The sequence below is a fragment of the Nitratireductor sp. ATLC21 genome, from assembly GCF_057196525.1.
This window is the reverse complement of record NZ_JBXUOU010000003.1, coordinates 57,666-80,960: the sequence shown is the minus strand read 5'-3', so window position 1 is coordinate 80,960 and position 23,295 is coordinate 57,666. Positions and strand designations below refer to the sequence as shown.

At 61.6% G+C, this 23,295-nt stretch carries 19 protein-coding genes and 1 tRNA gene; 13 read left to right on the top strand and 7 right to left on the bottom strand.

Annotated features, from left to right (window positions below):
• Positions 1-45 precede the first annotated feature (45 nt).
• The 4 genes from rpsA to aroA all read right to left on the bottom strand — a co-directional run bounded on the left by rpsA (position 46) and on the right by aroA (position 4,640).
• Positions 46-1,752, bottom strand: coding sequence for a 30S ribosomal protein S1 (gene rpsA / locus AC2CHD_RS14735; RefSeq protein ID WP_229449327.1), 1,707 nt, complete (start codon positions 1,750-1,752; stop codon positions 46-48).
• A gap of 163 nt (positions 1,753-1,915) precedes the next feature.
• On the bottom strand, positions 1,916-2,566 hold the full coding sequence (cmk, locus tag AC2CHD_RS14730) for a (d)CMP kinase (protein WP_484554306.1): 651 nt from the start codon (positions 2,564-2,566) through the stop codon (positions 1,916-1,918).
• Positions 2,567-2,570: 4 nt separating this feature from the next.
• On the bottom strand, positions 2,571-3,275 hold the full coding sequence (locus AC2CHD_RS14725) for an SDR family oxidoreductase (RefSeq protein ID WP_484554305.1): 705 nt from the start codon (positions 3,273-3,275) through the stop codon (positions 2,571-2,573).
• A gap of 27 nt (positions 3,276-3,302) precedes the next feature.
• Complete coding sequence (gene aroA / locus AC2CHD_RS14720) at positions 3,303-4,640, bottom strand: 3-phosphoshikimate 1-carboxyvinyltransferase (RefSeq protein WP_484554304.1); 1,338 nt, start codon at positions 4,638-4,640, stop codon at positions 3,303-3,305.
• 300 nt (positions 4,641-4,940) lie between these two features.
• Between aroA and AC2CHD_RS14715 the strand changes: the two genes are divergently transcribed.
• From AC2CHD_RS14715 to AC2CHD_RS14695, 5 genes are all read left to right on the top strand, one after another.
• The gene (locus AC2CHD_RS14715; RefSeq protein WP_229449323.1) at positions 4,941-5,339 is read left to right on the top strand and encodes a TIGR02300 family protein; all 399 of its coding nucleotides are present in this window, start codon (positions 4,941-4,943) and stop codon (positions 5,337-5,339) included.
• Positions 5,340-5,514: 175 nt separating this feature from the next.
• A tRNA-Ala gene (locus AC2CHD_RS14710) sits at positions 5,515-5,590 on the top strand.
• Positions 5,591-5,730: 140 nt separating this feature from the next.
• Positions 5,731-6,354: a glutathione S-transferase family protein gene (locus AC2CHD_RS14705; RefSeq protein ID WP_484554303.1), complete on the top strand. Its 624-nt coding sequence runs from the start codon at positions 5,731-5,733 to the stop codon at positions 6,352-6,354.
• A 186-nt stretch (positions 6,355-6,540) separates the two neighbouring features.
• Positions 6,541-7,245, top strand: coding sequence for a GntR family transcriptional regulator (locus tag AC2CHD_RS14700; protein ID WP_484554302.1), 705 nt, complete (start codon positions 6,541-6,543; stop codon positions 7,243-7,245).
• A 169-nt stretch (positions 7,246-7,414) separates the two neighbouring features.
• The gene (locus tag AC2CHD_RS14695) at positions 7,415-8,377 is read left to right on the top strand and encodes a dihydrodipicolinate synthase family protein (RefSeq protein ID WP_065817070.1); all 963 of its coding nucleotides are present in this window, start codon (positions 7,415-7,417) and stop codon (positions 8,375-8,377) included.
• Between the two features lie 41 nt (positions 8,378-8,418).
• Here the strand turns inward: AC2CHD_RS14695 and AC2CHD_RS14690 are convergent, their stop codons facing one another.
• On the bottom strand, positions 8,419-9,447 hold the full coding sequence (locus AC2CHD_RS14690) for an Ldh family oxidoreductase (protein WP_484554301.1): 1,029 nt from the start codon (positions 9,445-9,447) through the stop codon (positions 8,419-8,421).
• A 146-nt stretch (positions 9,448-9,593) separates the two neighbouring features.
• Between AC2CHD_RS14690 and AC2CHD_RS14685 the strand changes: the two genes are divergently transcribed.
• The 6 genes from AC2CHD_RS14685 (at position 9,594) to AC2CHD_RS14660 (ending at position 15,215) form a co-directional block, all read left to right on the top strand.
• A complete protein-coding gene (locus tag AC2CHD_RS14685) occupies positions 9,594-11,111 on the top strand; it encodes an aldehyde dehydrogenase (NADP(+)) (RefSeq protein ID WP_484554300.1) in 1,518 nt (505 codons plus the stop codon).
• 224 nt (positions 11,112-11,335) lie between these two features.
• Positions 11,336-12,397, top strand: a complete 1,062-nt coding sequence (dctP, locus tag AC2CHD_RS14680; RefSeq protein WP_484554299.1) for a TRAP transporter substrate-binding protein DctP — start codon at positions 11,336-11,338, stop codon at positions 12,395-12,397.
• Between the two features lie 17 nt (positions 12,398-12,414).
• Positions 12,415-12,936, top strand: coding sequence for a TRAP transporter small permease subunit (locus tag AC2CHD_RS14675; protein WP_484554298.1), 522 nt, complete (start codon positions 12,415-12,417; stop codon positions 12,934-12,936).
• A gap of 1 nt (position 12,937) precedes the next feature.
• A complete protein-coding gene (locus AC2CHD_RS14670; protein ID WP_484554297.1) occupies positions 12,938-14,251 on the top strand; it encodes a TRAP transporter large permease in 1,314 nt (437 codons plus the stop codon).
• A 68-nt stretch (positions 14,252-14,319) separates the two neighbouring features.
• Positions 14,320-14,637, top strand: a complete 318-nt coding sequence (locus tag AC2CHD_RS14665) for a hypothetical protein (RefSeq protein ID WP_484554296.1) — start codon at positions 14,320-14,322, stop codon at positions 14,635-14,637.
• Between the two features lie 95 nt (positions 14,638-14,732).
• The gene (locus AC2CHD_RS14660) at positions 14,733-15,215 is read left to right on the top strand and encodes a DUF411 domain-containing protein (RefSeq protein ID WP_484554295.1); all 483 of its coding nucleotides are present in this window, start codon (positions 14,733-14,735) and stop codon (positions 15,213-15,215) included.
• A gap of 72 nt (positions 15,216-15,287) precedes the next feature.
• On the opposite strand, the gene AC2CHD_RS14655 is transcribed toward AC2CHD_RS14660, so the two are convergent.
• Complete coding sequence (locus tag AC2CHD_RS14655) at positions 15,288-16,067, bottom strand: LuxR C-terminal-related transcriptional regulator (RefSeq protein ID WP_484554294.1); 780 nt, start codon at positions 16,065-16,067, stop codon at positions 15,288-15,290.
• Positions 16,068-16,291: 224 nt separating this feature from the next.
• Here AC2CHD_RS14655 and AC2CHD_RS14650 point away from each other — a divergent pair, with 224 nt between their 5' ends.
• Both AC2CHD_RS14650 and AC2CHD_RS14645 read left to right on the top strand, forming a co-directional pair.
• Entirely contained in the window at positions 16,292-18,070 is a 1,779-nt protein-coding gene (locus tag AC2CHD_RS14650) for an adenylate/guanylate cyclase domain-containing protein (protein WP_484554293.1), read from the top strand.
• 60 nt (positions 18,071-18,130) lie between these two features.
• Positions 18,131-22,294, top strand: a complete 4,164-nt coding sequence (locus AC2CHD_RS14645; RefSeq protein ID WP_484554292.1) for a cytochrome P450 — start codon at positions 18,131-18,133, stop codon at positions 22,292-22,294.
• On the opposite strand, the gene AC2CHD_RS14640 is transcribed toward AC2CHD_RS14645, so the two are convergent.
• A complete protein-coding gene (locus AC2CHD_RS14640; RefSeq protein WP_484554291.1) occupies positions 22,295-22,990 on the bottom strand; it encodes a Crp/Fnr family transcriptional regulator in 696 nt (231 codons plus the stop codon).
• Positions 22,991-23,295: the final 305 nt, after the last annotated feature.

Here is a 23,295-nt window from a genome sequence, read left to right as displayed (position 1 = left end):
CGCTCCGGCGGGGTTTTCATTTCTCATCCGATAAAGCCGTAAGGCTTATTCGTCGTCGCCGCCCTTGTTCTTCAGGGCTGCGCCGAGGATGTCGCCGAGGGAGGCGCCGGAGTCGGTGGAACCGAACTGTGCCACGGCTTCCTTCTCTTCCGCAATCTCCAGAGCCTTGATCGAGACGCTGATGCGGCGGGTCTTCTTGTCGAAGACGGTGACGCGGGCGTCCACCTTCTGGCCGACGGAGAAGCGCTCGGGGCGCTGCTCGGCGCGGTCACGCGACAGGTCGGAGCGCTTGATGAAGCTTTCGACATCGTGATCGACCAGGCGAACCTCAAGGCCGCCGTCTTTCACGTCGGTCACTTCACAGGTCACCACGGCACCCTTGCGCAGCTCGCCGGAAGCGGCGGCCTCGCCAATGGCGTCATGGCCAAGCTGCTTGATGCCGAGGGAGATGCGCTCTTTCTCGACGTCCACGTCGAGAACCTGCGCCTTCACCATGTCGCCACGGTTGTACTCCTCGATCACCTGCTCGCCCGGACGGTTCCAGTCGAGATCGGAGAGGTGAACCATGCCGTCCACATCGCCATCGAGACCGATGAACAGGCCGAACTCGGTCTTGTTCTTGACCTCGCCCTCGACAACGGAGCCGACGGTGTGGTTGCGGGCGAATGCCTCCCACGGGTTCTCGAGCGTCTGCTTGAGACCGAGCGAGATGCGGCGCTTGACCGGATCCACTTCCAGCACCACCACTTCGACTTCCTGCGTGGTGGAGAGGATCTTGCCCGGATGAACGTTCTTCTTCGTCCAGGACATTTCCGAAACGTGGATCAGGCCTTCGATGCCCGGCTCCAGCTCCACAAACGCCCCGTAGTCGGTGATGTTGGTGACGCGGCCCATGACCTTCTTGCCAAGCGGGTACTTGCCGCCGATGCCGTCCCACGGATCGGCCTCGAGCTGCTTCATGCCCAGCGAGATGCGGTGGGTTTCCTGGTTGATGCGGATGATCTGCACCTTGACCGTCTGACCGATGTTGAGGATCTCGGTCGGATGGTTGACACGGCGCCATGCCATGTCGGTGACGTGCAGCAGGCCGTCGATGCCGCCCAGATCCACGAACGCACCGTAATCGGTGATGTTCTTGACCACGCCTTCGACCACCTGACCCTCTTCGAGGTTCTGGACGATCTCGGAGCGCTGCTCGGCGCGGCTCTCTTCGAGAACCGTGCGGCGGGACACGACGATGTTGCCGCGGCGCTTGTCCATCTTGAGGATTTCAAAGGGCTGCGGGGTGTGCATGAGCGGGGTGACGTCGCGGATCGGACGGATGTCCACCTGCGAACGCGGCAGGAAGGCCACGGCGCCGTCCAGATCGACGGTGAAGCCGCCCTTGACCTGGTTGAAGATAAAGCCCTCGACGCGCTCGCCGGCGTTGAACTTCGCTTCCAGCTTGACCCAGCTTTCCTCGCGGCGTGCCTTCTCGCGGCTCAGCATGGCTTCGCCAAGCGCGTTTTCGATGCGCTCGACATAGACTTCGACTTCGTCGCCGACCTTGAGATCGGTTTCCTTGCCCTTCGCGCCGAATTCCTTGAGCGGCACGCGGCCCTCGACCTTGAGGCCGACATCAACGATCGCCATGTCTTTTTCGATGGCGGTGACGAGGCCCTTTACGACGGAGCCTTCGGCGGCGTCGCGTTCGGTGAAGGATTCTGCGAGAAGGCTCGCGAAATCATCGCGAGACGGATTGAGTTCTGACATTGATGCTCCTGAAAAGCCCCTGTCATTGAAGCGGGGCAAAAGCGCCGGTGGTTCGTGTTGCGTTTGTCCGTTCATGCATCCGAGCGGATCGCTCTCAAGGCCGCGTGAAGCGGCAGATCCGGCGCAAAGAATGCGTGGCAGACGGTTCTTTCAGTTCAGACTTTCAGTTCTCGTTCCGGGCTGCCAGTCTGGCATCCACCAGTTTGCAGGCCGCCTGGAACGCCGTCTCTATATCCATTTCGCTCGTATCGAGCAAGTGCGCATCGTCTGCCGGCCTTAACGGACTGTCCTTTCGGCCCATGTCGCGGGCGTCGCGCCGCTCGATATCGGCGAGGATCTGCGCATAGTCGGCGCTGCCGCCACCGGCCTCGATCTCGCGCCATCGGCGCGTGGCGCGCACCTCGGCGCTTGCGATCACATAGAGCTTCACATCGGCATCGGGGCACACCACCGTGCCGATGTCGCGCCCGTCCAGCACGGCGCCCGGCGGGGCGCTCGCAAAGGCACGCTGCTTGTCCACCAGTGCCCTGCGCACTTCGGGCATGACCGCCACTTTCGAGGCGGCCTCGCCGATGCCGTGTTGGGAAAGCACGGTACGGTCGAGCGCGCCGAGATCGAGCGCGCGCGCGGCCCTTTCGGCAATCGCCTCGTCGTCGAGCGGCTGGCCGGCCTCGATCAGCGCCTTTGCAACACCGCGATAGGTGAGCCCGGTGTCGAGATGGCGCAGGCCGTAATGCGCCGCCAGCCGGCGCGCGAGCGTGCCCTTGCCGGAGGCGGCCGGCCCGTCGATGGCGATGGTCAATCTTCCGTCCATGTCGTCAGACCGAGCGCGTGATGCCACCATCGATGCGGATGTTCTGGCCGGTGATGTAGCTGGATTTCTCGTCGGCAAGAAAGGCGATGAGCTCGGCCACCTCTTCCACCGTGCCATAGCGGCCCATGGGAATGCGCGCGCGGCGGTCTTCCTTTTCCGGCAGGGAATCGATGAAGCCCGGCAGCACATTGTTCATGCGCAGGCCCTCGGCCGCATATTTGTCGCAGAAGAGCTTGGTGAAGGCGGCAAGCCCCGCGCGGAACACGCCGGAGGTCGGAAAGGCCGCTTCCGGCTCGAAGGTGGCATAGGTGGAGATGTTGACGATGGCGCCCGATTTCTGCGCCTGCATGATGGGCGTGACGAGCCGTGTGGCGCGCACCACGTTAAGCAGGTAGACCTCCATGCCCTGATGCCAGTCTTCGTCGGAGATATCGAGCACATCGCCCTTCGGCCCGTGGCCGGCACCGTTCACCAGCGCGTCGATGCGGCCGAAACGCTCCATCGTCGCGTTGGTGAAGCGCTTGAGATCGTCCGGGGAAAGGTTGGAGCCGGTGAAACCCAGCCCGCCGAGCTCCCTCCCGAGCGCCTCGCCCTTTCCGGACGATGACATGACAGCGACTTCAAAACCGCTTTTTGCCAGCTTGCGGACCGCCGCGGCGCCCATGCCGCTACCGCCGCCAATGATCATGGCTACCTTCAGTCCGGTCATTTGCTCTCTCCCATTCCGATCCGGGTGTCAGTCCAGCGTTGCGCCGAGCCGCGTCATGAGCGCGGTAAAATCGGGAAAACTGGTGGCGATCATCGTCTGGTCGTCAATGGTGACCGGCTTTTCGGTCGCCAGCCCCATGACGAGGAAGCTCATGGCGATGCGATGGTCGAGATGCGTCTTGACCGTGCCGCCGCCAAGCCCCTTGCCGCCAGGGCGGCCCGTGACCCTGAGCGAGGCCTCGCCTTCTTCGCACTCGACGCCATTGGCCTTGAGCCCGTCGGCCACGGCGGAAAGCCGGTCGGATTCCTTCACGCGCAGCTCTTCCAGCCCCTGCATCACCGTGTCTCCCTCGGCAAAGGAGGCCGCCACGGCAAGCACGGGATATTCGTCGATCATGGAGGGTGCGCGGCCTTCCGGCACGGTCACGCCCTTGAGTTCGGAACCGCGCACACGCAGATCCGCCACGTCCTCGCCGCCCTCGTTGCGGCGCTCCAGGATTTCGATGTCCGCGCCCATCTCCATGAGTGTGGTGACGAGCCCGGTGCGGGTCGGGTTCATGAGCATGCTCTCGATCACCACATCCGAGCCCGGCACGATCAGCGCGGCCACCAGCGGGAAGGCGGCCGAAGACGGGTCGGCGGGAACGGCAATGGTCTGGCCGATGAGTTTCGGCTGACCCTCGATGCGGATGTGACGCACACCGTCGGCATCGGTTTCCACCTCAAGCGAGGCACCGAAGCCTGCCAGCATTTTCTCCGTATGGTCGCGGGTGGCCACGGGCTCGATCACTGTGGTCACACCGGCCGTGTTGAGCGCGGCGAGCAGCACTGCCGACTTCACCTGCGCAGACGGCATCGGCACGCGGTAGGAGATGGGGGTTGCGTGTTTCGGTCCGCGCAGCGTGATCGGCAGACGGTCCTCCGGCTCGGCGGAAAGCACCTGCAGCCCCATTTCCTTCAAGGGATCCAGCACCCGGCCCATGGGCCGTTTGGAAAGGGACGCGTCGCCGATGAAGCGTGTCGTCATGTCATAGGAGCCCACAAGACCCATGGTCAGCCGTACGCCGGTGCCGGCATTGCCGAAATCGAGCGGTGCCTCGGGTTCCAGCAGGGCGCCATTGCCGGTCCCGTGCGCGATCCATTCATCGCCGCGCTTTTCGATGGTCGCACCCATGGCCTTCATGGCTTCGCCGGTGCGCAGCACGTCTTCGCCTTCCAGGAGGCCGGTAATGCGGGTCTCGCCAGCGGCCAGCCCGCCAAACATCAGCGCCCGGTGCGAAATCGACTTGTCACCGGGCACGCGGGCCCGGCCCGAAAGGGCGTCTGATTTTCTGGCGCTCATGGGGCGCGGCTCGGTCGTATGCATTCTGTGGTCCCTGATGGTAGGCATTCTGCCAATGGCAGATTATTCGAGGATTTTATCCGTTCGCTCTAGCATGATGAGGATAGTCGGTCATCCCCCGGTTGACGGATGGCCCCTGACGGGGTTGTAAAGAGAGTGAGCCTTGGGAGGAGAGCCCTTTCCGGGGTGCGTATTAGGCTTTGACAGGTGCGCGACTTGCCGTTATGGGGACCGAAATTTTCAGTAAGGCAGGAAGCGCTTCCGGTGCCGGCCGCGATGGAGCCGTCGCAGGCTGGGCCGACCGCAAGACGATGAGGCAGCAAGGTGGCTAAACCGGAACTTGGAACAAAACGCGTCTGCCCGGAAACGGGGCGCAAATTCTACGACCTGAACAAGGACCCGATCGTCTCTCCCTACACGGGCCAGACCTACCCGCGCAGTTTCTTCGAGGCTGGCGGCGACACCTCCATGGATGAAGAAGACGAAGTGGAGGAAAAGGAGCTGGACGGCGAGGAAGATGCGCCGGAGGTGGTTTCTCTCGAGGATGCGGACGATGAAGCATCTTCCAGCGATAAAACTGAAATCCCGGATCTCGACGACGATGACGATGATGTCGACCTCGGCGACGACGACGACGATACCTTCCTTGATGACGACGAAGACGACGATGATGACGACGTAAAGGACTTCATCGGCGTCGGCGACGACGACGACGAAAGCTGATTTTTCAGCTTACCCGGGAAGAACGGCTCCACCCTCGCACCAAAAGTGACGCGGGGGTGCAAATCGGGGCTTGATCTTCCCGCCGGGCGGGTTTAGAAGCCGCCCACACGGTTGGCCCGGCGGGCCATCCGGACCTCTTCGCCGGAGACGGCGACCGGCCATATCGCCGGAGTGTGGGGCCATAGCTCAGTTGGGAGAGCGCTTGAATGGCATTCAAGAGGTCAGGGGTTCGACTCCCCTTGGCTCCACCAGTTTTCCTCTGAAATTCCGACAGATCGACCGCTCCTTCGGGGGCGCTGCTCCACGCACCTTGATCCGCAGGGAAAGTCAGGCAATCGTGCCGGCGGCATCATGTCGCTTGGGGAGCGCCGGTTGAGCTGGATTGGATGTCATGAGTGATCTGATTGTCTGGACATATGACTGGGTTCCGGAAGGTCCCCGCGGTTTTGTGCGCGATTTAAGGCTGAGATGGGCATGCGAGGAGGCCGGGCTTGCCTACACCGTTTGCACGGTTCCCTTCAAAGACCGCGGACCCGAACATTTTGCGCACCAGCCCTTCGGCCAGATTCCGTTTCTGAGCGACGGTGATCTCGAACTGTTCGAGAGCGGCGCATGCCTGCTGCATCTGGCCCGGAAAAGCGAAAAGCTGATGCCGCGAGACCCCGCCGGGGAAGCGCAGACCCTGCAATGGCTGGTTGCCGCGCTCAATTCGGTCGAAATGGTTTCCGTCCCCTGGTGGTTTCTGGAAGTGAGGGGCGCAGAGAAAAACCAATTGACCGGCTGGCTGGAAAGCCGGCTTAGCCATCTGGAAAACGTATTGGCTGAACGGGAATGGCTTGCGGCTGATCGTTTCACCGTAGCAGATCTGCTCATGGCTGATGCTCTGCGAGTGCCAAAAATCCGGTCTTTCGGGGAGCGGCCGGCGAGCGACGCCTATGTCAAACGGATCGTTGAGCGCCCCGCGTTCAAGAAGGCCCAGGCGGACCAGATTGCTCATTTCGCAAAAGCCGATTGAGCAGGAGACTGATCCATGCGACCTGCCGGCGGGCCGTGGGGGATGCGTATTCCCTCTGTTGACGAACAACTCCACAGCCACTCCGCTTTGAGGTGCTCAAGTCCGGCAAACAGGTCTCGCTGTACCCTTGACGATGACACCCTTTCATTCCTAACAGTATTTTTCTTGTACACATGAGGATCAGACATGTCCGAAGCCGCCACGCGCAAACCCGCCGAACGCAAGCGCGGTTCCGGCGTTCAGTTCGTTTATAACGTGCTGCGTGACGAAATACTGGACCTCGCCCTGGCGCCTGGCACGCCGATTGACGAAATCCAGCTTGCACAACGTCTTTCCATGTCGCGCACGCCCATTCGGGAAGCGTTGGTGCGTCTGGCTGGCGAGGGGCTGGTCACGACCCTGCCCAACCGCTCCACCGTGGTCGCCAATATCGACTTCCTGAACCTGCACACCTTCTTCGATGCGCTGACCTTGATGTATCGCGTGACGACGCGGCTCGCCGCGCTCAATCATCAGGCGGACGATCTCGTCACGATCCGCGCACGCCAGGCCGAATTTGCCAAAGCCGTCGAGGAACAGGACGCGCTGGCGATGATCGCCACCAATCGCGAATTCCATGCGGCCATCGCCGCAGCGGCCCGCAACCCCTATTATGAAAGCCTGTTTTTGCGCCTCCTCGATGAGGGGCGCCGGCTCCTTCGGCTTTATTATTCCTCGTTCAACGATCAATTGCCAAAACGCTATGTCGTCGAGCACGAGGACATGATCGCGGCCATCGAAGTGCGCGATGTGGAAAAGGCCGATGCGCTGGCCAATGAGCACGCCGACCAGATCGTTGAGCAGATTCGCAACATGATCGCCCGCGACCACCGCCAGAAGATCGCGCTTTAGGGGCAGCACCCAGGAAAGCGCTCCGCCCCTGAAATGCAGCAGTGCCACTTCGCGAAAATTTGTGTCGACAAAAAAAATACAAGTGATATTTTGCAGGCGATCCAAACTGTGAGCGGCCGGCTGCGGATGCATTGCGGCGCATGAGATCAGGCATTTGAAGGAGATCGGCATGACCAACCATATTTTCTCGGGATGCATTCCCGCTCTGATGACCCCCTGCAAGGCGGATCGCAGCCCCGACTTCGACGCGCTGGTGCGCAAGGGCAAGGAATTGATCGATACCGGCATGCGCGCCGTGGTCTATTGCGGATCCATGGGCGACTGGCCGCTGTTGACCGACGCGCAGCGCATGGAAGGCGTTGCCCGGCTGGTTGAGGCTGGCGTGCCGGTCATCGTCGGCACGGGAGCGGTGAACACGGCAAGCGCCGTGGCCCATGCGGCGCATGCGGCCGAGGTTGGTGCCGAGGGTCTCATGGTCATCCCGCGTGTCCTGTCGCGCGGCAGCTCGCCGGCCGCGCAGAGGAACCACTTCAAGGCCATTCTTTCGGCTGCGCCCGATCTGCCGGCGGTGATCTACAACAGCCCCTATTACGGGTTTGCCACCCGGGCGGACCTCTTCTTCGCCCTGCGTGCCGAGCATCCCAACCTGGTCGGCTTCAAGGAATTCGGCGGCGCAGCCGATCTGCGCTATGCGGCGGAGAACATCACCAGCGGCGACCCTGACATCAAGCTGATGATCGGTGTCGACACCACGGTCTATCACGGCTTTGTCAACTGCGGCGCCGATGGTGCCATCACCGGCATCGGCAATGTGCTTCCCCGCGAAGTCCTGCATCTCGTCGCGCTGAGCCAGGCTGCTGCGGCCGGCGATGCGGATGCGCGGCAGCGGGCTTCCGAGCTCGATGCAGCGCTTGCAGTGCTCTCCTCCTTCGATGAGGGTGCGGATCTCGTTCTCTACTACAAATACCTGATGGTGCTGAACGGAGACGAGGAATACCGCCTGCACTTCAATGAGACGGATGAACTCTCGGAGAGCCAGCGTGGCTATGCCGAGGCGCAGTACAAATTGTTCCGCGACTGGTACGCGAATTGGAGCAAGCTGCCGGGCGCTGTGGCAAAATACGCAGCCTGATCTTATTGAAGAGCCCTCCCGGATCGGGAGGGCTCCTGTGTTTAAACGGCGTCGAGGCCCTTCTTGCGCAGATGCTCGAGCAGCGCCATTTCTTCGGCAGTGAGGCGGATGCCTTCGGCAAGCGCCTTCTCCCGTGCGGCAAACCGGCGCTGCGAGGGGAGCCGTGCTCCCTGGCCGACCATCGCTTCAAACAGGGTCTCGGCGCGCGCCATCGGGTCGCCCGCCCGTCCCTGTGCGAAACGGGCCGGGTCGAAGGCCAGGATCAACTCGCCATGGGCCGGCGCCAGAGCGGTGGTGCCAAGCGCTTCCAGCGCTTCCGGGCTCGTCAGATCGCCGATCATCACCCCGGCCAGCAGCTCGATCATGGTCGAGATGGCCGATCCTTTGTGCCCGCCAAAGGGCAGCATCGCACCATTGAGCGCGGCTTCCGGGTCCGTCGTGGGTTTTCCATCCGTGTCGATCGCCCAGCCTTCCGGCAGGGGCTTGCCGGCACGGCGATAAAGCTCGATCTCGCCGCGTGCCGCAACGCTGGTGGCGAAGTCGAACACATAGGGGGTCCTCCCGGGCCGTGGCCACCCAAAGGCGAACGGGTTGGTGCCCAGAAGCGGGCCGCTGCCGCCGGAAGGGGCGACGCTGGCATAGCTCGGGCACATGGCCATGGCGGCAAGCCCATGCGCGGTCAGCGCCTCGATCTCGGGCCAGAGAGCCGAAAAATGCGTGCAGTCGTTGATCACCAGGGCCGCGAGCCCGAACTGCCGGGCCTTTTCGGCCAGCACCGGGGCGCCGAGCTCGAAAGCGGCATTGGCGAAGCCGCCCTTTGCCGCAACGCGTACGATGGCGCTGTCATCGCTGGTCAGTTCAGGCTCGGCATCCGGCACGACCTTGCCGGCCTTGATGGTGCGCAGGCAGCCCTCGACACGGTAGACGCCGTGGGATTTGCAGGCGTCGCGCTCTCCCGCCACGATTGCCCGTGTGAGCGCGCCCGCATGGAGCGGCGACAAGCCTCCCTTGCGCATGATCGCCTCGACAATGTGCTCGAGGTCGCCGATGGCCAGCGTGGTCTCGGTCATAAAATATCCTTTCCTCCGGTTGCCGGGTTGCAATCTTGCATACATTTTGTATGCAGATAACAGCCTATGCAAGATGCACAAGTCATAACCCAGCGCTTCCTGCCTGCGCCAGATGATCCGAAACTCAAAATTGAAGGAGGGGACCGATGCCCTTCACCCCACACGGAAAGCACCTGATAGCCGGCGAATGGACCGCTGGCGGCGACACATTCGCATCGTCCCCGGCGCATGGTCCGGCGCATCGCTTTGCGATTGGCACCCCTGACCTCGTGGATCGTGCGGTTCAGGCGGCGGAAGCTGCTTTCGAGGCCTATTCGCGTTGCACGCGTCAGGAACGGGCTGCGTTTCTTGAAGCCATTGCCGATGAGATTGAAGCCCGAGGCGCCGACATTACCGAGATCGGCACACAGGAAACCGGGCTCCCCGCCGCGCGTCTCGAAGGAGAGCGTGGCCGCACCTCCGGCCAGCTTCGCCTCTTCGCAGCCCACATCCGCAAGGGGGATTATCTCGACCGCCGCCACGACGAGGCTCTGCCGGATCGCCAGCCCGCGCCGAGGCCCGAACTGGTGATGGTACAGCGTCCCATCGGTCCGGTTGCCGTCTTCGGCGCATCCAATTTCCCGCTCGCATTTTCGACGGCGGGCGGCGATACGGCCGCCGCTCTGGCGGCTGGCTGCCCGGTCGTGGTGAAAGGGCATGAGGCGCATCCGGGAACCGGTGAGATCGTCGCCGAAGCGATCAGGGCGGCTGTCGAGAAATGCGACATGCCGGCCGGCGTGTTCTCGCTCATCCAGGGTGGCGACCGCAGCGTCGGCCAGGCGCTGGTGCAGCACCCGCTGATCAAGGCCGTTGGCTTCACGGGCAGCCTGGCGGGCGGCCGGGCGCTGTTCGACCTTTGTGCGGCACGACCGGAGCCCATCCCCTTTTTCGGAGAGCTGGGATCGATCAATCCGATGTTCGTTCTTCCGCACGCTCTCGAAGCGCGGAGCGAGGAGATCGGGCGTGGCTGGGCTGCTTCCCTGACAATGGGCGCGGGACAGTTCTGCACCAACCCCGGCATTGCGATTGTGATGGACGGCAAGGCAGCCGACCGTTTCGCGGACGCTGCGGCGGACGGGCTGAAGCAGGTGGATGCACAGGTGATGCTGACCGACGGCATCGCGAAGGCGTTCAATGCGGGACGTGATCAGGTTGCGCAAAGCGGTGCGGCGCGCCCGGTGATGGTGGCCGAAGCGGAGGGGCGCAAGGCTTCGCCGGCGCTCTTTGAGACCACGGCAGCGGAGTTCCTTGCAAACCCGCAGCTTCATCACGAGGTCTTTGGCCCGCTCGGACTGGTGGTGCGCGCTGGCACTGCCGAAGAGGTGGAGGCTATCGCCCGCGCTCTGGAAGGGCAGCTGACCGTGACGCTGCACCTCGACGAAGGCGACGTCGTTGCGGCCCAGGCGCTTCGCCCCGTTCTTGAGCGCAAGGCGGGACGGCTGCTCGTCAACGGGTTCCCGACCGGGGTCGAGGTGGTGGACTCCATGGTTCATGGCGGCCCCTATCCGGCCAGCACCAATTTCGGCGCCACCAGCGTCGGGACGCTGTCCATCAGGCGCTTCCTGCGCCCGGTCTGCTACCAGAACATGCCAGCGGCTCTTTTGCCGGAGGATGCGCTGGCCTGACCCTGAGGACCTGCCGTTGCAATGATGGCGAGGCGCGTCACACGGCGATGTGTGCCGCGCCTCTCTTGTTTCTGGCAGGGCGGCCCGACCGGTGGGAACGGCGCAAAGCCGCTTAAAAAATTTAATTATTTTTTTTGTCGACATAGAGAATTGGAGATGTATAAATTTTGAGTGCATCCGGACGGGTTCACCGGGTCTTAAAAAATAACAATGGAGGAGTTGAGATGTTTCTCAGCCTTAAGCGATTGGCCCTGGCCGGGGCCATGGCGTTTGCGACGTTTGGTGCGCAGGCGCAGGAAGTGACCTGGCGCGTACCGACGTCGGTCCCCGAGGGGTCGCCTTTCTACGTGAATTTTCTCGAGCGTTTTGCCGACAATGTGGAACTCCTGACCGACGGTGCTGTCGAGATCCAGCCCTTTGGGGCAGGCATTCTGGTGCCGGCGCTGCAGGTCTATGACGGCGTCAAGGATGGGATTGTCGAAGCCGGTCACTCGACTCCGAGCTATCTGGTCAATCAGGATCCGGTGAACGCGATTTTTGCCGGTTTCCCCGGCGGCATGGGTCCCGAAGCCTATTCGACGTGGATCTTTGAAGAAGGCGGCAAGGAAAAGCTCGCCGAAATCCGTGCGGAAGAAGGCCTGAAGTCGCTCGTCGTGGGCATCGGCTCCTCCGAGATCATGGCGCATGCCAACAAGCCGATCAAAAGCGCGGCCGATCTCAAGGGCCTGAAGTACCGCACGTCCGGCCCCTGGGCCGAGGTGATGCGCGACTATTTCGACGCGGTGCCGACCGTTGTGCCCCCGGGTGAAATCTACACCCTGTTGGAGCGCAAGGGCGTCGATGCCATCGAATGGGGCCCGCCATCGGGCAATCTGCCGGAGGGCTTCCACGAGGCTGCCCCCTATATCGTCGTGCCGGGCGTCCATCAGCCCACCTTCCTCTGGGAAGTTGTGGTCAAGCAGGAAACCTGGGATGCGCTTGACGAGGCGCTCAGGGCGAAGATCGAAGCAGCCGCCGAGCTGACCACGCTTCAGTCTCTGGTCCACTTCTACGATCAGGACATGAAGGCGATGGAGACGCTTCGCGCCAGCAAGGCCGAGGTGATCGAGCTCGATGCGGCCTTCCAGAAAGAGCTGTCCGATGCGGGCCGCGACTGGATCAAGAAAACGGCTGAGGCCCAGAAGGCCGAGGGCAAGCCTCGCATGGCCGAAATCCTTGAAGGCTACTTCGCCTATGAGGATCGCTGGGCCGAACAGAGCGGCTATCTGATCCGCAACGAAAAGTAAGCCGGCGGGAGGCGATCTTGAAACGTGCTGTCCTCGCGGTCGCGGATCGAATTTCGGCAAGTCTGAACATCGTCGCGCAGGCGATGGTGCTGATCCTGATCGCCTCCATGCTCTACGAAGTGGTGGCGCGCTATGTCTTCGGCGCGCCCACACTCTGGGCCTTCGACATCGCCTATATGAGCACCGGTGTGCTCTTCGTTCTGGGCGCGGCGCAGGCCCTGCGCGAAGACGCTCATGTGCGGATCGACTTCCTTTCGTCGCGGATGCCCAAACGGGTGCGTGGCGCGATCGATGGCCTGGCCTTTCTCGTCGTTCTTTTTCCGGTCTTTGTGTGGCTTGCATCCATCGCCGGCCAGCGCGCCTGGCGCGCCTGGATGACCGGCGAGGTGGAGCATGTCAGCCCTTGGGCGCCCTTGATGTGGCCCTTCTACAGTGCGCTGGCAATCGGGCTTTGTGCGCTGGCGCTCCAGCTCTTCGCCGAAGGGCTGCGGTCTCTCACCGACCCGCGCGACGACGACAGCTTCAAGATCGAGACCTGACATGCTCATTGCAGGATTGATGTTTCCGGCGCTGTTCGCGCTGATCCTTCTGGGATTGCCGATCGCGTTTTCGCTCACCATCGTAGCGGTTGGCGCAGGGCTGGCGGCCTTCGGCTCCGTCGCGTTCAACCAGCTCTATGGCTCGTTCTACTCGGCCTCGACGAATTTCATTCTCTCGGCAATCCCGATGTTCATCCTGATGGGGGCGCTGCTCGAACGTTCCGGCATTGCCGAGCGTCTGTTCCGGGTGATGAATCTCTGGCTCTCGCGCCTGCCCGGCGGGCTTGCGCTGGCCACCATCGCCATGGGCGCGATCTTCGCCGCCGCCGCCGGTGTGGTCGGCGCCGTCGAGGTGATGATCGGCATGATGGCCATCCCGGCGATGCAGAAGGCGCGCTATGGCAACACGCTGATTGCCGGCACGATCTGCGCCGGCGGGTCGCTGGGCACAATGATCCCGCCCTCCGTCATTGCCGTCATGTATGCCTCGCTTGCGCAGATGTCGGTGGGCGAGCTGCTCGCAGGCATGATGCTGCCCGGCCTGCTGATGGTTGTGCTTTTTCTCGCCTATATCTTCATCCACGGTCTGCTCTACCCGGCAAAACCCGATGAGGACGATCCGGTCGAGGAGCCCGTGGAACTTGCCGAAAAACTGCGGCTGACGGCCACGGTCCTTCTGCCGGTGGTGCTACTGATCGTCGCTGTCCTCGGCTCGATCCTGGCCGGCATCGCCTCGCCGACGGAAGCAGCCGCCGTGGGTGCCGCCGGTGCGCTCGCCCTCTGCATCGTCAACCAGCGCTTTTCAATAGCAATGCTGCGGGAATCGCTGGCGATTACCGTGCGGATTTCCGCGATGATCCTCTTGATCGTCGCCGCCGGCACCATGTTCATGGGCGCCTTCGCCGCCAATGGCGGGGCGCGGCTGATCCGCGAGGTGATCGACGGTGCCGGGCTCGGCCCCACGGGCATGATCGTGTTCTTCCTGGCGGTGGTCTTCATCCTCGGCTTCGTGCTCGACTGGACGGCCAATGTGCTCATCTGCGTGCCGCTGTTCACACCGTTCATCCGCGCTGTCGGCATTGATCCGGTGTGGTTTGCAACACTGGTGCTCATTGTCATCCAGACAGGCTATCTGACGCCGCCCATGGCCTCGTCGATTTTCTATCTGAAATCGATCGCCCCGCCGAACATGACCTATGGCCAGATGTGCCGCGGCGTTTTGCCGTTCATCCTGCTACAGGTCCTTACACTCCTGCTCGTTGTGGCTTTTCCGGCGCTGGCAACCTGGCTGCCTGACAGGATCGTTGGTTTTTGAGGGCGGCGGCCGGTCTTCGGTCGCCCTCTCGGTGGATTTTATCCGCACTTGCGGCTATGACCTGTGTCATGCGTATGGTTCTGACCCTGTTGCTGCTGCTTGCCATCAGCCTCGCGGGATTCATCCCCGGGGGCAATGCGGCTGCATCCGAAACTGTGCCCATGTCGATGGCGCAGGCCGAAAGCGCAGGGTTCATGAAATGTTGCGCGCAGTCCGATGAAAGCAATTTCGACAGGGTCTCAAGCTGCATCACCGATTGCCACTATCTGGCATCGGATCATCCTCTGCGTCTTCATTCCTCCGTGCCACCGTTCGCACAGTCTTCAGCCTGCTCGCCCCATCAACCCGTGATTGCGGGATTTTTTCGACCACCCATCGTTTCCTGATCGATACTCCGATTCATTCCGAACGAAGCGGTTTCACGCGCTTTGCTGTCCTCGGGACACCGAGCCGTGGGGCGAACAATCGAAAGTGAAAGACGATGAACAAACGACCATCCACTGTGGCCGCCGGCGCTGCCCTGGCGATTTTGATCGCAACGGGTGTTGCTCACGCCACATCCATCAGCAATGGCAAAACCATCACGGTTTTCAAGACGCCCTGGTGTGGCTGTTGCGAGGTCTGGGTTGAGGCTTTGCAGAAGGCTGGCTACGAGATGAAGACGACTGACCTGGAAGATCTTGACGGTGTCAAGAAACAGGCCGGTGTGCCTGCTGATCTCGAAGCCTGTCATACGGCTGTTATAGACGGGGAACGCAAATACGTTCTGGAAGGGCATGTACCCACCGAAGCCGTGGAAAAGCTCCTGTCGGAGAGGCCGGATGTCAAGGGCATCGCTGTGCCGGGCATGCCTTCCGGCTCACTGGGCATGGGATACGATCCGAACGCGCGTTATACGGCCTATTCCTTCGATGGCAGTGCGGACCGAACGCCGGACGTGTTTCTTGAAACGGGTGTGAAATAGCGAATTTCACACTCTTTTCACATGGGCGGCTTTATGGCCGCCCAACCTGTAGCGGCGGTTGGCCAAGGCTTGTCACCGTTGCAACAGATCGCCGCCGTTGCTGGAGAACAGATTGGACACCTTGTAAGCGGCTTCGGTCCGATTGGTCGCCTTCAATTTCTGCATGATGTTCCGAATGTGAACCTTCACGGTGCTCTCGCACATGTTGAGCTCGTAGGCGATGATCTTGTTGGGTTTGCCCTGCCAGATCGCTTCTGCCACCTGGATCTGGCGTGGCGTAAACATCTCGGTCAGGCGCTGGTCATGCGCGGCGTCGCCATTGATAACCTCACGCATCGCGAAGACCGTGCTGGCGGGAACGAATACCCCGCCGGCAAGCGCGAGGTTTATGGCTTCGACACAAACCTCGACACTCACCGACGAAGGTATATAGCCCCGCACGCCATAATCGAGAGCATTGACGATCTGCACCACATCATCTCGGTCGGCGAGGATGATCAGCGGGGCCGATCCGGACAGTTTGATGGTTTGTCTGATCAGCTCCTCCATGTGGGATTCCGTGATGTTGGCGGATCCCACATGGAGGAGCACAGCGGCCAGTGGAGGATGCCGGTCCGCTTCATTCTGCCATTCTTCCATCGTGCTGCAGGCGACCACATCCCAGGGAGCCGGATGGGCCGCCAAGCTGCTGCGAAGGCATTCACGCGCCAGAATGCGCTCGTCTATGAGAACGACCGACCCCTTTTGAGTGAGCGCGCGGCTGGAAGTTGTCCTGATCGTGTCGCGGCGAGCTCGTTCTGCCGGCACACCCGGTCCGTGGGAGGATGCGGTACAAGCTGAAAAGGCCGTCATGTCGAAAACCCGCCGTTTCTCGTCGAGATTGCTCTGCTAACGGACGCCAGATTACGCATCTCATCATGTGGCTTCTGTGAAATTGGCTACACTTTCTGTCGGAGAGTTTTCTCAGCCGGCAACAACTGAAGCTGTGCCGGCAAATAGACAGATGCTCTTCATGGTTGCCCGAACCTCTGTGCAGGGCTACGCTGCATATTCTTGAGGGGCACCAACTGAAAACAATGTCCGAGGGGCAATACACCCGACAGGTCACGACGATCGCGTCCATTGATGCGGTTGGGTTTTCGCGCCTGATGGGGATCGATGACGAATTCGCTGTGGCTGCATTCGAGGAGCGGCGGTCGATCATCGCCGACAGTTGTGATGCTGCGGGTGGGCGAACGTTTGGCGCCGCCGGCGACAGCATAATGGCGGAGTTCGGAACGCCTATTGATGCGCTGCGTGCAGCTTTCGATTTTCAGCAACGGATTGTCGAGCTCAATGATCGTGTGCCTGGCGACCGCCGCATGCCGTTCCGGGTCGGTATCAACACGGGCAACGTGATCGTTCGCGGTCCGAGCCTTTATGGCGATGACGTCAACATTGCCGCGCGTATCCAGGAACTGGCGCCGACAGATGGGCTGGCGATTTCGGAAACCACCTGGAATCATGTGCGGGAAAAGGTGGCCGCCAGCTTCACCGATCTCGGGGAGCAACGACTGAAGAATATCGCCCTTCCGGTACGGATCTTCGTTGCGAGCCGGCGGGAAGGGGAAGAGACAGAAATTGCGGCTCGTCGTGCGGTTGATCCGGCCGCTCCACCCGCAATTGCAGTCTTGCCATTTCAGAACGAAGCCGGTGCGCGGGAGTTCGACTATGTAGCCGATGGTGTCGCAGAAGACATCATTCAAGGTCTGTGCAGCACACGCTGGCTGCCGGTGATCGCGCGGGAGTCGAGCTTTCAATTCAGAGACAAGACACTGGGTGCGCGCAAGACCGGAAGTGCGCTTGGCGCGCGCTATCTTGTCGATGGCAGGCTCGCACGCGCGAGCGGCTATTTCGATCTCGTCATAACGTTAACCGACGCAGCGAACGAAAGACTGGTCTGGTCGCGCGGCTTCCGCCGACCGCTCGACGAGGTTTCACTGATCAACGATGAGATCGGCGGCCAAATCGTTTCGATGTTGGAAAAGGAGGTTGAGAGGGTGGAGCAGGCGCGCACCTTTCAGGTTCCTTGGGAAAGCCTCGAAACTTGGCAGCTTGTGCGGCGCGCGCGCTGGCACATGCAGCGTCGCACACGCGAAGACACAGCGCGGGCCCTTGACTGTCTTGGCGAAGCGAGTCGAAAGGCTCCCAACTCCAGCGCCGTACTCAACGAACTGGCATGGTGGTATTTCTGGCGGGGCTGGTTACGCTCTGGAGCCGGCGATGATCTCGATAAGGTGACGGATTTCTCCCGCAGATCGCTCTTGATGGACAGCCAGGACGCACGCCCTCACGCGCATCTTGGCGCGGTCGCGATCATGCGTGGACAGCCGAAAGCGGCAATCGAGCACCTGCATGAAGCACTGCAGATCAACCCCAGTTTCGCCTTTGCGCATTCGGCGATGGGCAGCGCCTATCTGCTTTTGGGGGAGGCACGTAAGGCTATCCCCCTCTTCAAAACGGCACGACAGCTCAGTCCGTTCGACATTTACGGTTTCCATAATCTCGGAGAACTCGCCGCCGCCTGTTGTTTTGAGGAGCAATGGGATGACGCCATTGCGGCGGCCGAGGCCTCACTTGGTCTCTCGCCGCGCTATTTTTACGCGCGGTTTCTGAAGATAGGGGCGCTGATGCGCAGCAATCGGGTGGAAGAGGCGCGACGCGAGAAAGCGCTCTTCCACGCCTATCATCCCGATTTCTCACTTGATCGCGTCGCATGGATCCCCTTCGCGGAAAAATCTGCGACCGCTTTTCTCATCAGCAACTTCAGTATGGCGGATCAGAACGGAGGCGCGATCGAAGCTGGCCCTGCGTGAACTGCTTCACACACGGCCCACCCTTTCACGCGTAGGCTTTTGCTGTCCGAGGGGAGCGCAATGGCGACGACTAAGTATTTCGATGGTGTGCGCGAGGCGCAACGCGCTCAGGGGCCTGTAGCCGACATGCCGCCATTCGACATCGAGCGGATCCGTGCGAAGGGTTGGCGCGCCAGGCTCACCAGCCGCCTTCTTGAGAACCCCCGCTGGGCGCTCGGTCTGTTACGACGGCTTCATCCGATTCTGAAGTTTGGGAGTCTCGTTCTCGTTACGCGCAGCGAGGATGTGCGCGAAATTCTCGAGCGTCAGGACGTGTTCCAGACTCCCTATGGTCTCGAAATGGCGGAAATCGCGGGGGGAACCAACTTCATTCTCGGCATGCAGGACGGTCCGGAATACCGGCGCATGAAATCGGCCGTGCTGTCGGCCTTTCCGGTGGGCGAGGTCGAAGAGGTCGTACGCCCTATGGCGGCACGGCACGCTTCGGCCCTCATGCAACGCGCAGCCCCGCGTTTTGATGCGGTCGCCGGGCTGCTGCGTGTGGTTCCCGTCCGCATCTGCCGCGATTATTTTGGCATTCTCGTTGACGATGAAGAGGCCTTTTCCAATTGGGCCAACGCTTTGAGCGGATTGTTTTTCGCCGATCCCGGCGCTGATCCGGTGACAAGGGAACTGGCCGTTGTGGCCGCTGACCGCGTACGACAGGCCATCGATCTGTCGATCATGGCGGTGCGTGAGGGCGCCGTGGCAGGCGCCACACCGCTTGGGCGGTTGGTGGCGATGCTCGATGCTGAAGACCCGCAAATCAGCCTCGGCGAGGTCCACGCGATCATGCTGGGCATGATTGCCGGCTTTACGCCCACCAATCTCCTGGCGAGTGGCAATTGCCTGGATGTCGTGCTTTCCAAGCCCGAGGCGCGCCGGGCAGTGGAAGAGGCAATTGCAGCCGGCGACAATGCGCGTCTCGAACGCGCCCTCCTCGAGGCGATGCGCTTCAAGCCTATCTGGGTCGGCCCGTTCCGCTACACGGCGCGCGATGCGGTGATCGCCAAAGGGACACGGCGGGAACGGAAAATAAAGGCGGGCACAACCGTGATGCCGGCGACACTCTCGGCCATGTTCGATCCTGCGGTGGTGCGTGAACCGGAGCGCTTCGACATGGAGCGGCCCGCGCGGGACTATATGGTCTTCGGTCACGGAATTCACCAATGCATCGGTGCGGCGATAGCCCGGATTCAGATTGCCGAGTGCTTTCGTGCATTGTTCTCAAAGCCCGGATTGCATCGCGCCGACGGCAAAGATGGGCGCTTGAGACGCCTCGGCGCCTATCCGGAAAGTCTGACGGTCTGCTTTGATCCCGCCCCGCTTTCAAGGACGGTCGAACACGCCATGGTAACGGCGGTGATCCCCTGCGCCAGGGATACCCCGATGGATGCCTTGCGCGCGAAGGTCGACGCGCTCGGCAATCCGGCGGGAGAGGCGATGAAGCGCGCGCTGGACGAAAGCGGCGTAATTCACTTCGCCAGCATCGCCGTTATCGACGGGCAGGGCGATGAGGCGGCGAGCAGCGCCGGCCATCTGGTGATTGAACTGTCGGGCGACGGCACGAAAGGCGATGTCGTGGATGCCTTTGTGAGCGCCACCGAACCCGTGTTGCGCGATCTCCTTGCCATGGCATGCGGAACGACCGGGCACCGGCCTGCCGGCGCGCTGATCCGTGAGAGCGCACTGGATATCTCTCCGACTTTCGGCAGCGATGCCGGCCTCGTATTCTCGGGCACCCCCGGCCACTCTGTCCGTCGCATTCGGGCGGAAGCGGAACTTGAAGAGGCCGCGCGTGCGGAAATCGCAGCGGCCCCCAAGGGGGCTGAGGCCGGTGCAATTCTTGATCGGGTAAGGCAGAAGCTCACGAGCGAAGGGCGCTTCGACTGGGCTTTCGAGCCCGCCGAAACGCTTCTGGAAAAGCCGGCAGGCAGTGTTGCCAGCGCGGCAAAGCGCACATTGCGCGCGCCGAAGGTTCTGGTGACGGTCACCGTCACGCTCCTCATCTGTCTCGCAATCACCTATTCTCTGGTGTTCGGATACGCACCCGGCTTCTTTCGCAATCTGCTGATCGTCGGCACCTCCATCGTGCTCACCCTGATCGGTGTCACAATGCTGCTTGCTTTCATCGGCGGGCTTCTGACCCTCTATCTGCGGCACCTTGAAAAACGTGATGTTCCGAGCGACAGGAACGCGGACCTGGCGCTACTGGAAGAGATCGCAAAGCGCGAGAACCACCTGGCGCAAAATCACCTGACGGCCGTGTCGACGCTGAAGGGAGGCTGGCTGAGGCGTCTTTCGCTCCGGCTCTCCTTCTACCTGATCTCGATCATGGCGCGGCAGGTGTTTCGGCCCGGATACCTCGCCGACATCAACACGATCCACTTCGCCCGCTGGGTGCTCCTGCCCGGGACGAAACAGCTTGTCTTCCTGAGCAATTATGGCGGCAGCTGGGAAAGCTATCTGGAGGATTTCATCACCAAGGCCCATGCCGGCCTGACCGGGGTCTGGAGCAACACGGCAGGCTTTCCAAAAACACGCATGCTTTTCCGTGACGGGGCGACCGATGGCGACCGGTTCAAGCGCTGGGCACGGGCACAGCAGGTGCCGACGCTCTTTTGGTATGCGGCCTATCCCGGCCTCACCACCAGCCGTATCCGCATCAATTCGCTGATCCGCAGTGGGATAGCGAAAGCGGAAACCGAAAGTGAAGCGCGCGACTGGCTCCGTCTCTTCGGCTCGCAGCCGCGCCCGCGCGATATGCTTGAAACGGAGGAGATCCAGTCGATCTTCTTCGGCCCCCTTGGCCCGCTCGCAAAGGCGGAAATGATCGCTTTCCATATCCCGGCGGACCTGTCGCGCGCTGCGCGGCGGGAGTGGTTGGCGTTTTTGCTGGAACGCACCAGTTTCGGCAATCAGCTTCCGCCCGAGCGGGCCATGATCACCCTTCTTGGGCCGGATGGGCTGAGACGGCTGGGCCTGGGGGAGCGTCTGGGCGATGATCGTCTGGACGGATTTCCGGCGGCCTTTCGGCAAGGCATGGCGACTGAGGCGCGCAGCCGCGTTCTCGACGATATCGGCAAGAGCGCGCCGGAGCGCTGGGCCTGGGGCTCGCAGGAGAAGCCGGTCGATGTGGCTGTCATCTGCTATGCGCGCAGCTATGAAACACTGGACGCGGACATCCAGTCACTGATGCACGCAGCAGACAAGGCGGCTGTAAGGCGCGTCGCCCAGCTCCCCCTCGAAATCAGGAGAGAGGGCAGGCATGCCGTCGAGCACTTCGGTTTCGCCGACGGCATATCCCAGCCCATTGTGCGGGGCACGCCGCGTGCAAATGGGAACACCTCATCCATGCACCTCATCGCCCCCGGCGAATTCGTGCTTGGCTATCCGGATGAAAACAATTTCTATCCGTCCTCCCCAACCATAACCGAGGCCGAAGACAGCAAAGGCATACTTCCGGTGCTGGAAACGGGAGCAGAAGCGCCACTCTTTGGCAAGAAGGCAACCCTGCGTGACTTCGGGCGCAATGGCAGTTTCATGGTGATCCGTCAGCTCGAGCAGCATGTCTCGACCTTCAACACCTATTGCCGGCATGCTGCCGAGATGGTGCGCACCGAGACAGGCAATGCCACGATCGAATCGAAATGGATTGCAGCCAAGATGGTCGGGCGCTGGCAGGATGGAACCTCGCTGGTGCGCAATCCAAATGGCCGCTCGGATCGCGAGCCGGACAATGATTTCACCTTCGCCGCAGAGGACCCGCAGGGGCTCTATTGTCCGCTGGGCTCTCATGTGCGCCGTTCGAACCCGAGAGACTCGCTGGGTGACGATCCCGAAACCCAGCTCAGGATCAACAACCGACATCGCATCCTGCGTTGCGGCCGAACCTATAAAGACGGTCAGGAAGCGGGCCTGCTTTTCATGTGCCTCAATGCCGATATCGAGCGGCAATACGAATTCATGCAGCAAAGCTGGGTGTCGTCATCCTTCTTTCAGGGGCTGACGGACGAGAAGGATCCGACCATCGGCGCCAATGAGGGGAAGGGCAGTTTCTCCATCCCGACAGATGAAGGGCGGCTGATTCTGCGTGATTTGCCAAGCTTCGTGACAACGCGCGGCGGCGGCTATTTCTTCATGCCCAGCCGCTCGAGCCTGCGCTACCTTCTGTCTCGCTTGTGATCAGTCGTCCTCCAGGTGGACGATTTCCTGCAGACCCGTCCTGGAGATCAGTCTTATGGCACCACGCCTGATCGCGATCAGGTTCTCGCTGCGCCATGTGTTGAGCATCTTGTTGACAGATTCGCGGGTTGCGCCGAGGAAGGCGGCAAGCTCGGATTGGGAAATCCCGATCCAGCCGCCAACTCCGGCAATCCTGTCATCGAGAAGCAGGAGGCGCTTGGCAAGCCGCGCCTCCACCTTCAGCAGCGCCTGGTCATTGCGCTCATTGCTGATCCATCGCAATCGCGCGCACAGGAGCTCGATCATCGCCAGCGACAAGGAGGCATCTTCCGCCAGCTTCCGCATCAGTTGCGCGCGGCTCAGCGACACCAGCGCGCAGTCGGTCAGGCAGATGGCGCTTGCGGTTCTGACACCTCCGTCAAGGGCCCCGATTTCGCCGATGAGACTGCGTGAAAGCTCAATATTGGCAACCAGTTTCCGACCGCTGATGGAATAGCTGGAGATCTCCACCGTGCCCGAAAGAACGCCGTAGATCCGATCGGCCGGATCCTCATGCATGAAGAGATAGTCGCCCGCCTTGTAGCGTTCGGGCCGGCACTGGCTGAACAGGGCATCGAAATGAGCAGGGCACAGGCTGACCGTCTCCCTCGTCGAGGGGCGCGCTTCTGCATTCTGCGGCGTGTCCGTGCTGTCCAAGAGATTTCACGCAGGCTGGCCAATGTTGGTCTTGATAATGATTTGCGCTGCCATTTCCGTCAACGGAACAGGGAGGAAACCGGCAGGCGATCTGCATTCCTTCGCATGGGTGAGACCCAACGGCAGAAAAAGTAAGGGGCGCATTTATGCAGAGACACCGAGACCATTTCGAGCAAGGGAATCCGGGGGTATTCGGTGTCGTTTGCATTGGAGTTTAGGTAATTTTGTTTCTATGGACAGTGCATCCTCGCGGGGATTCTTGCGCATTTCTTGCAACCTGAGGGAAAGGTGCCCAAAAGCGTTTG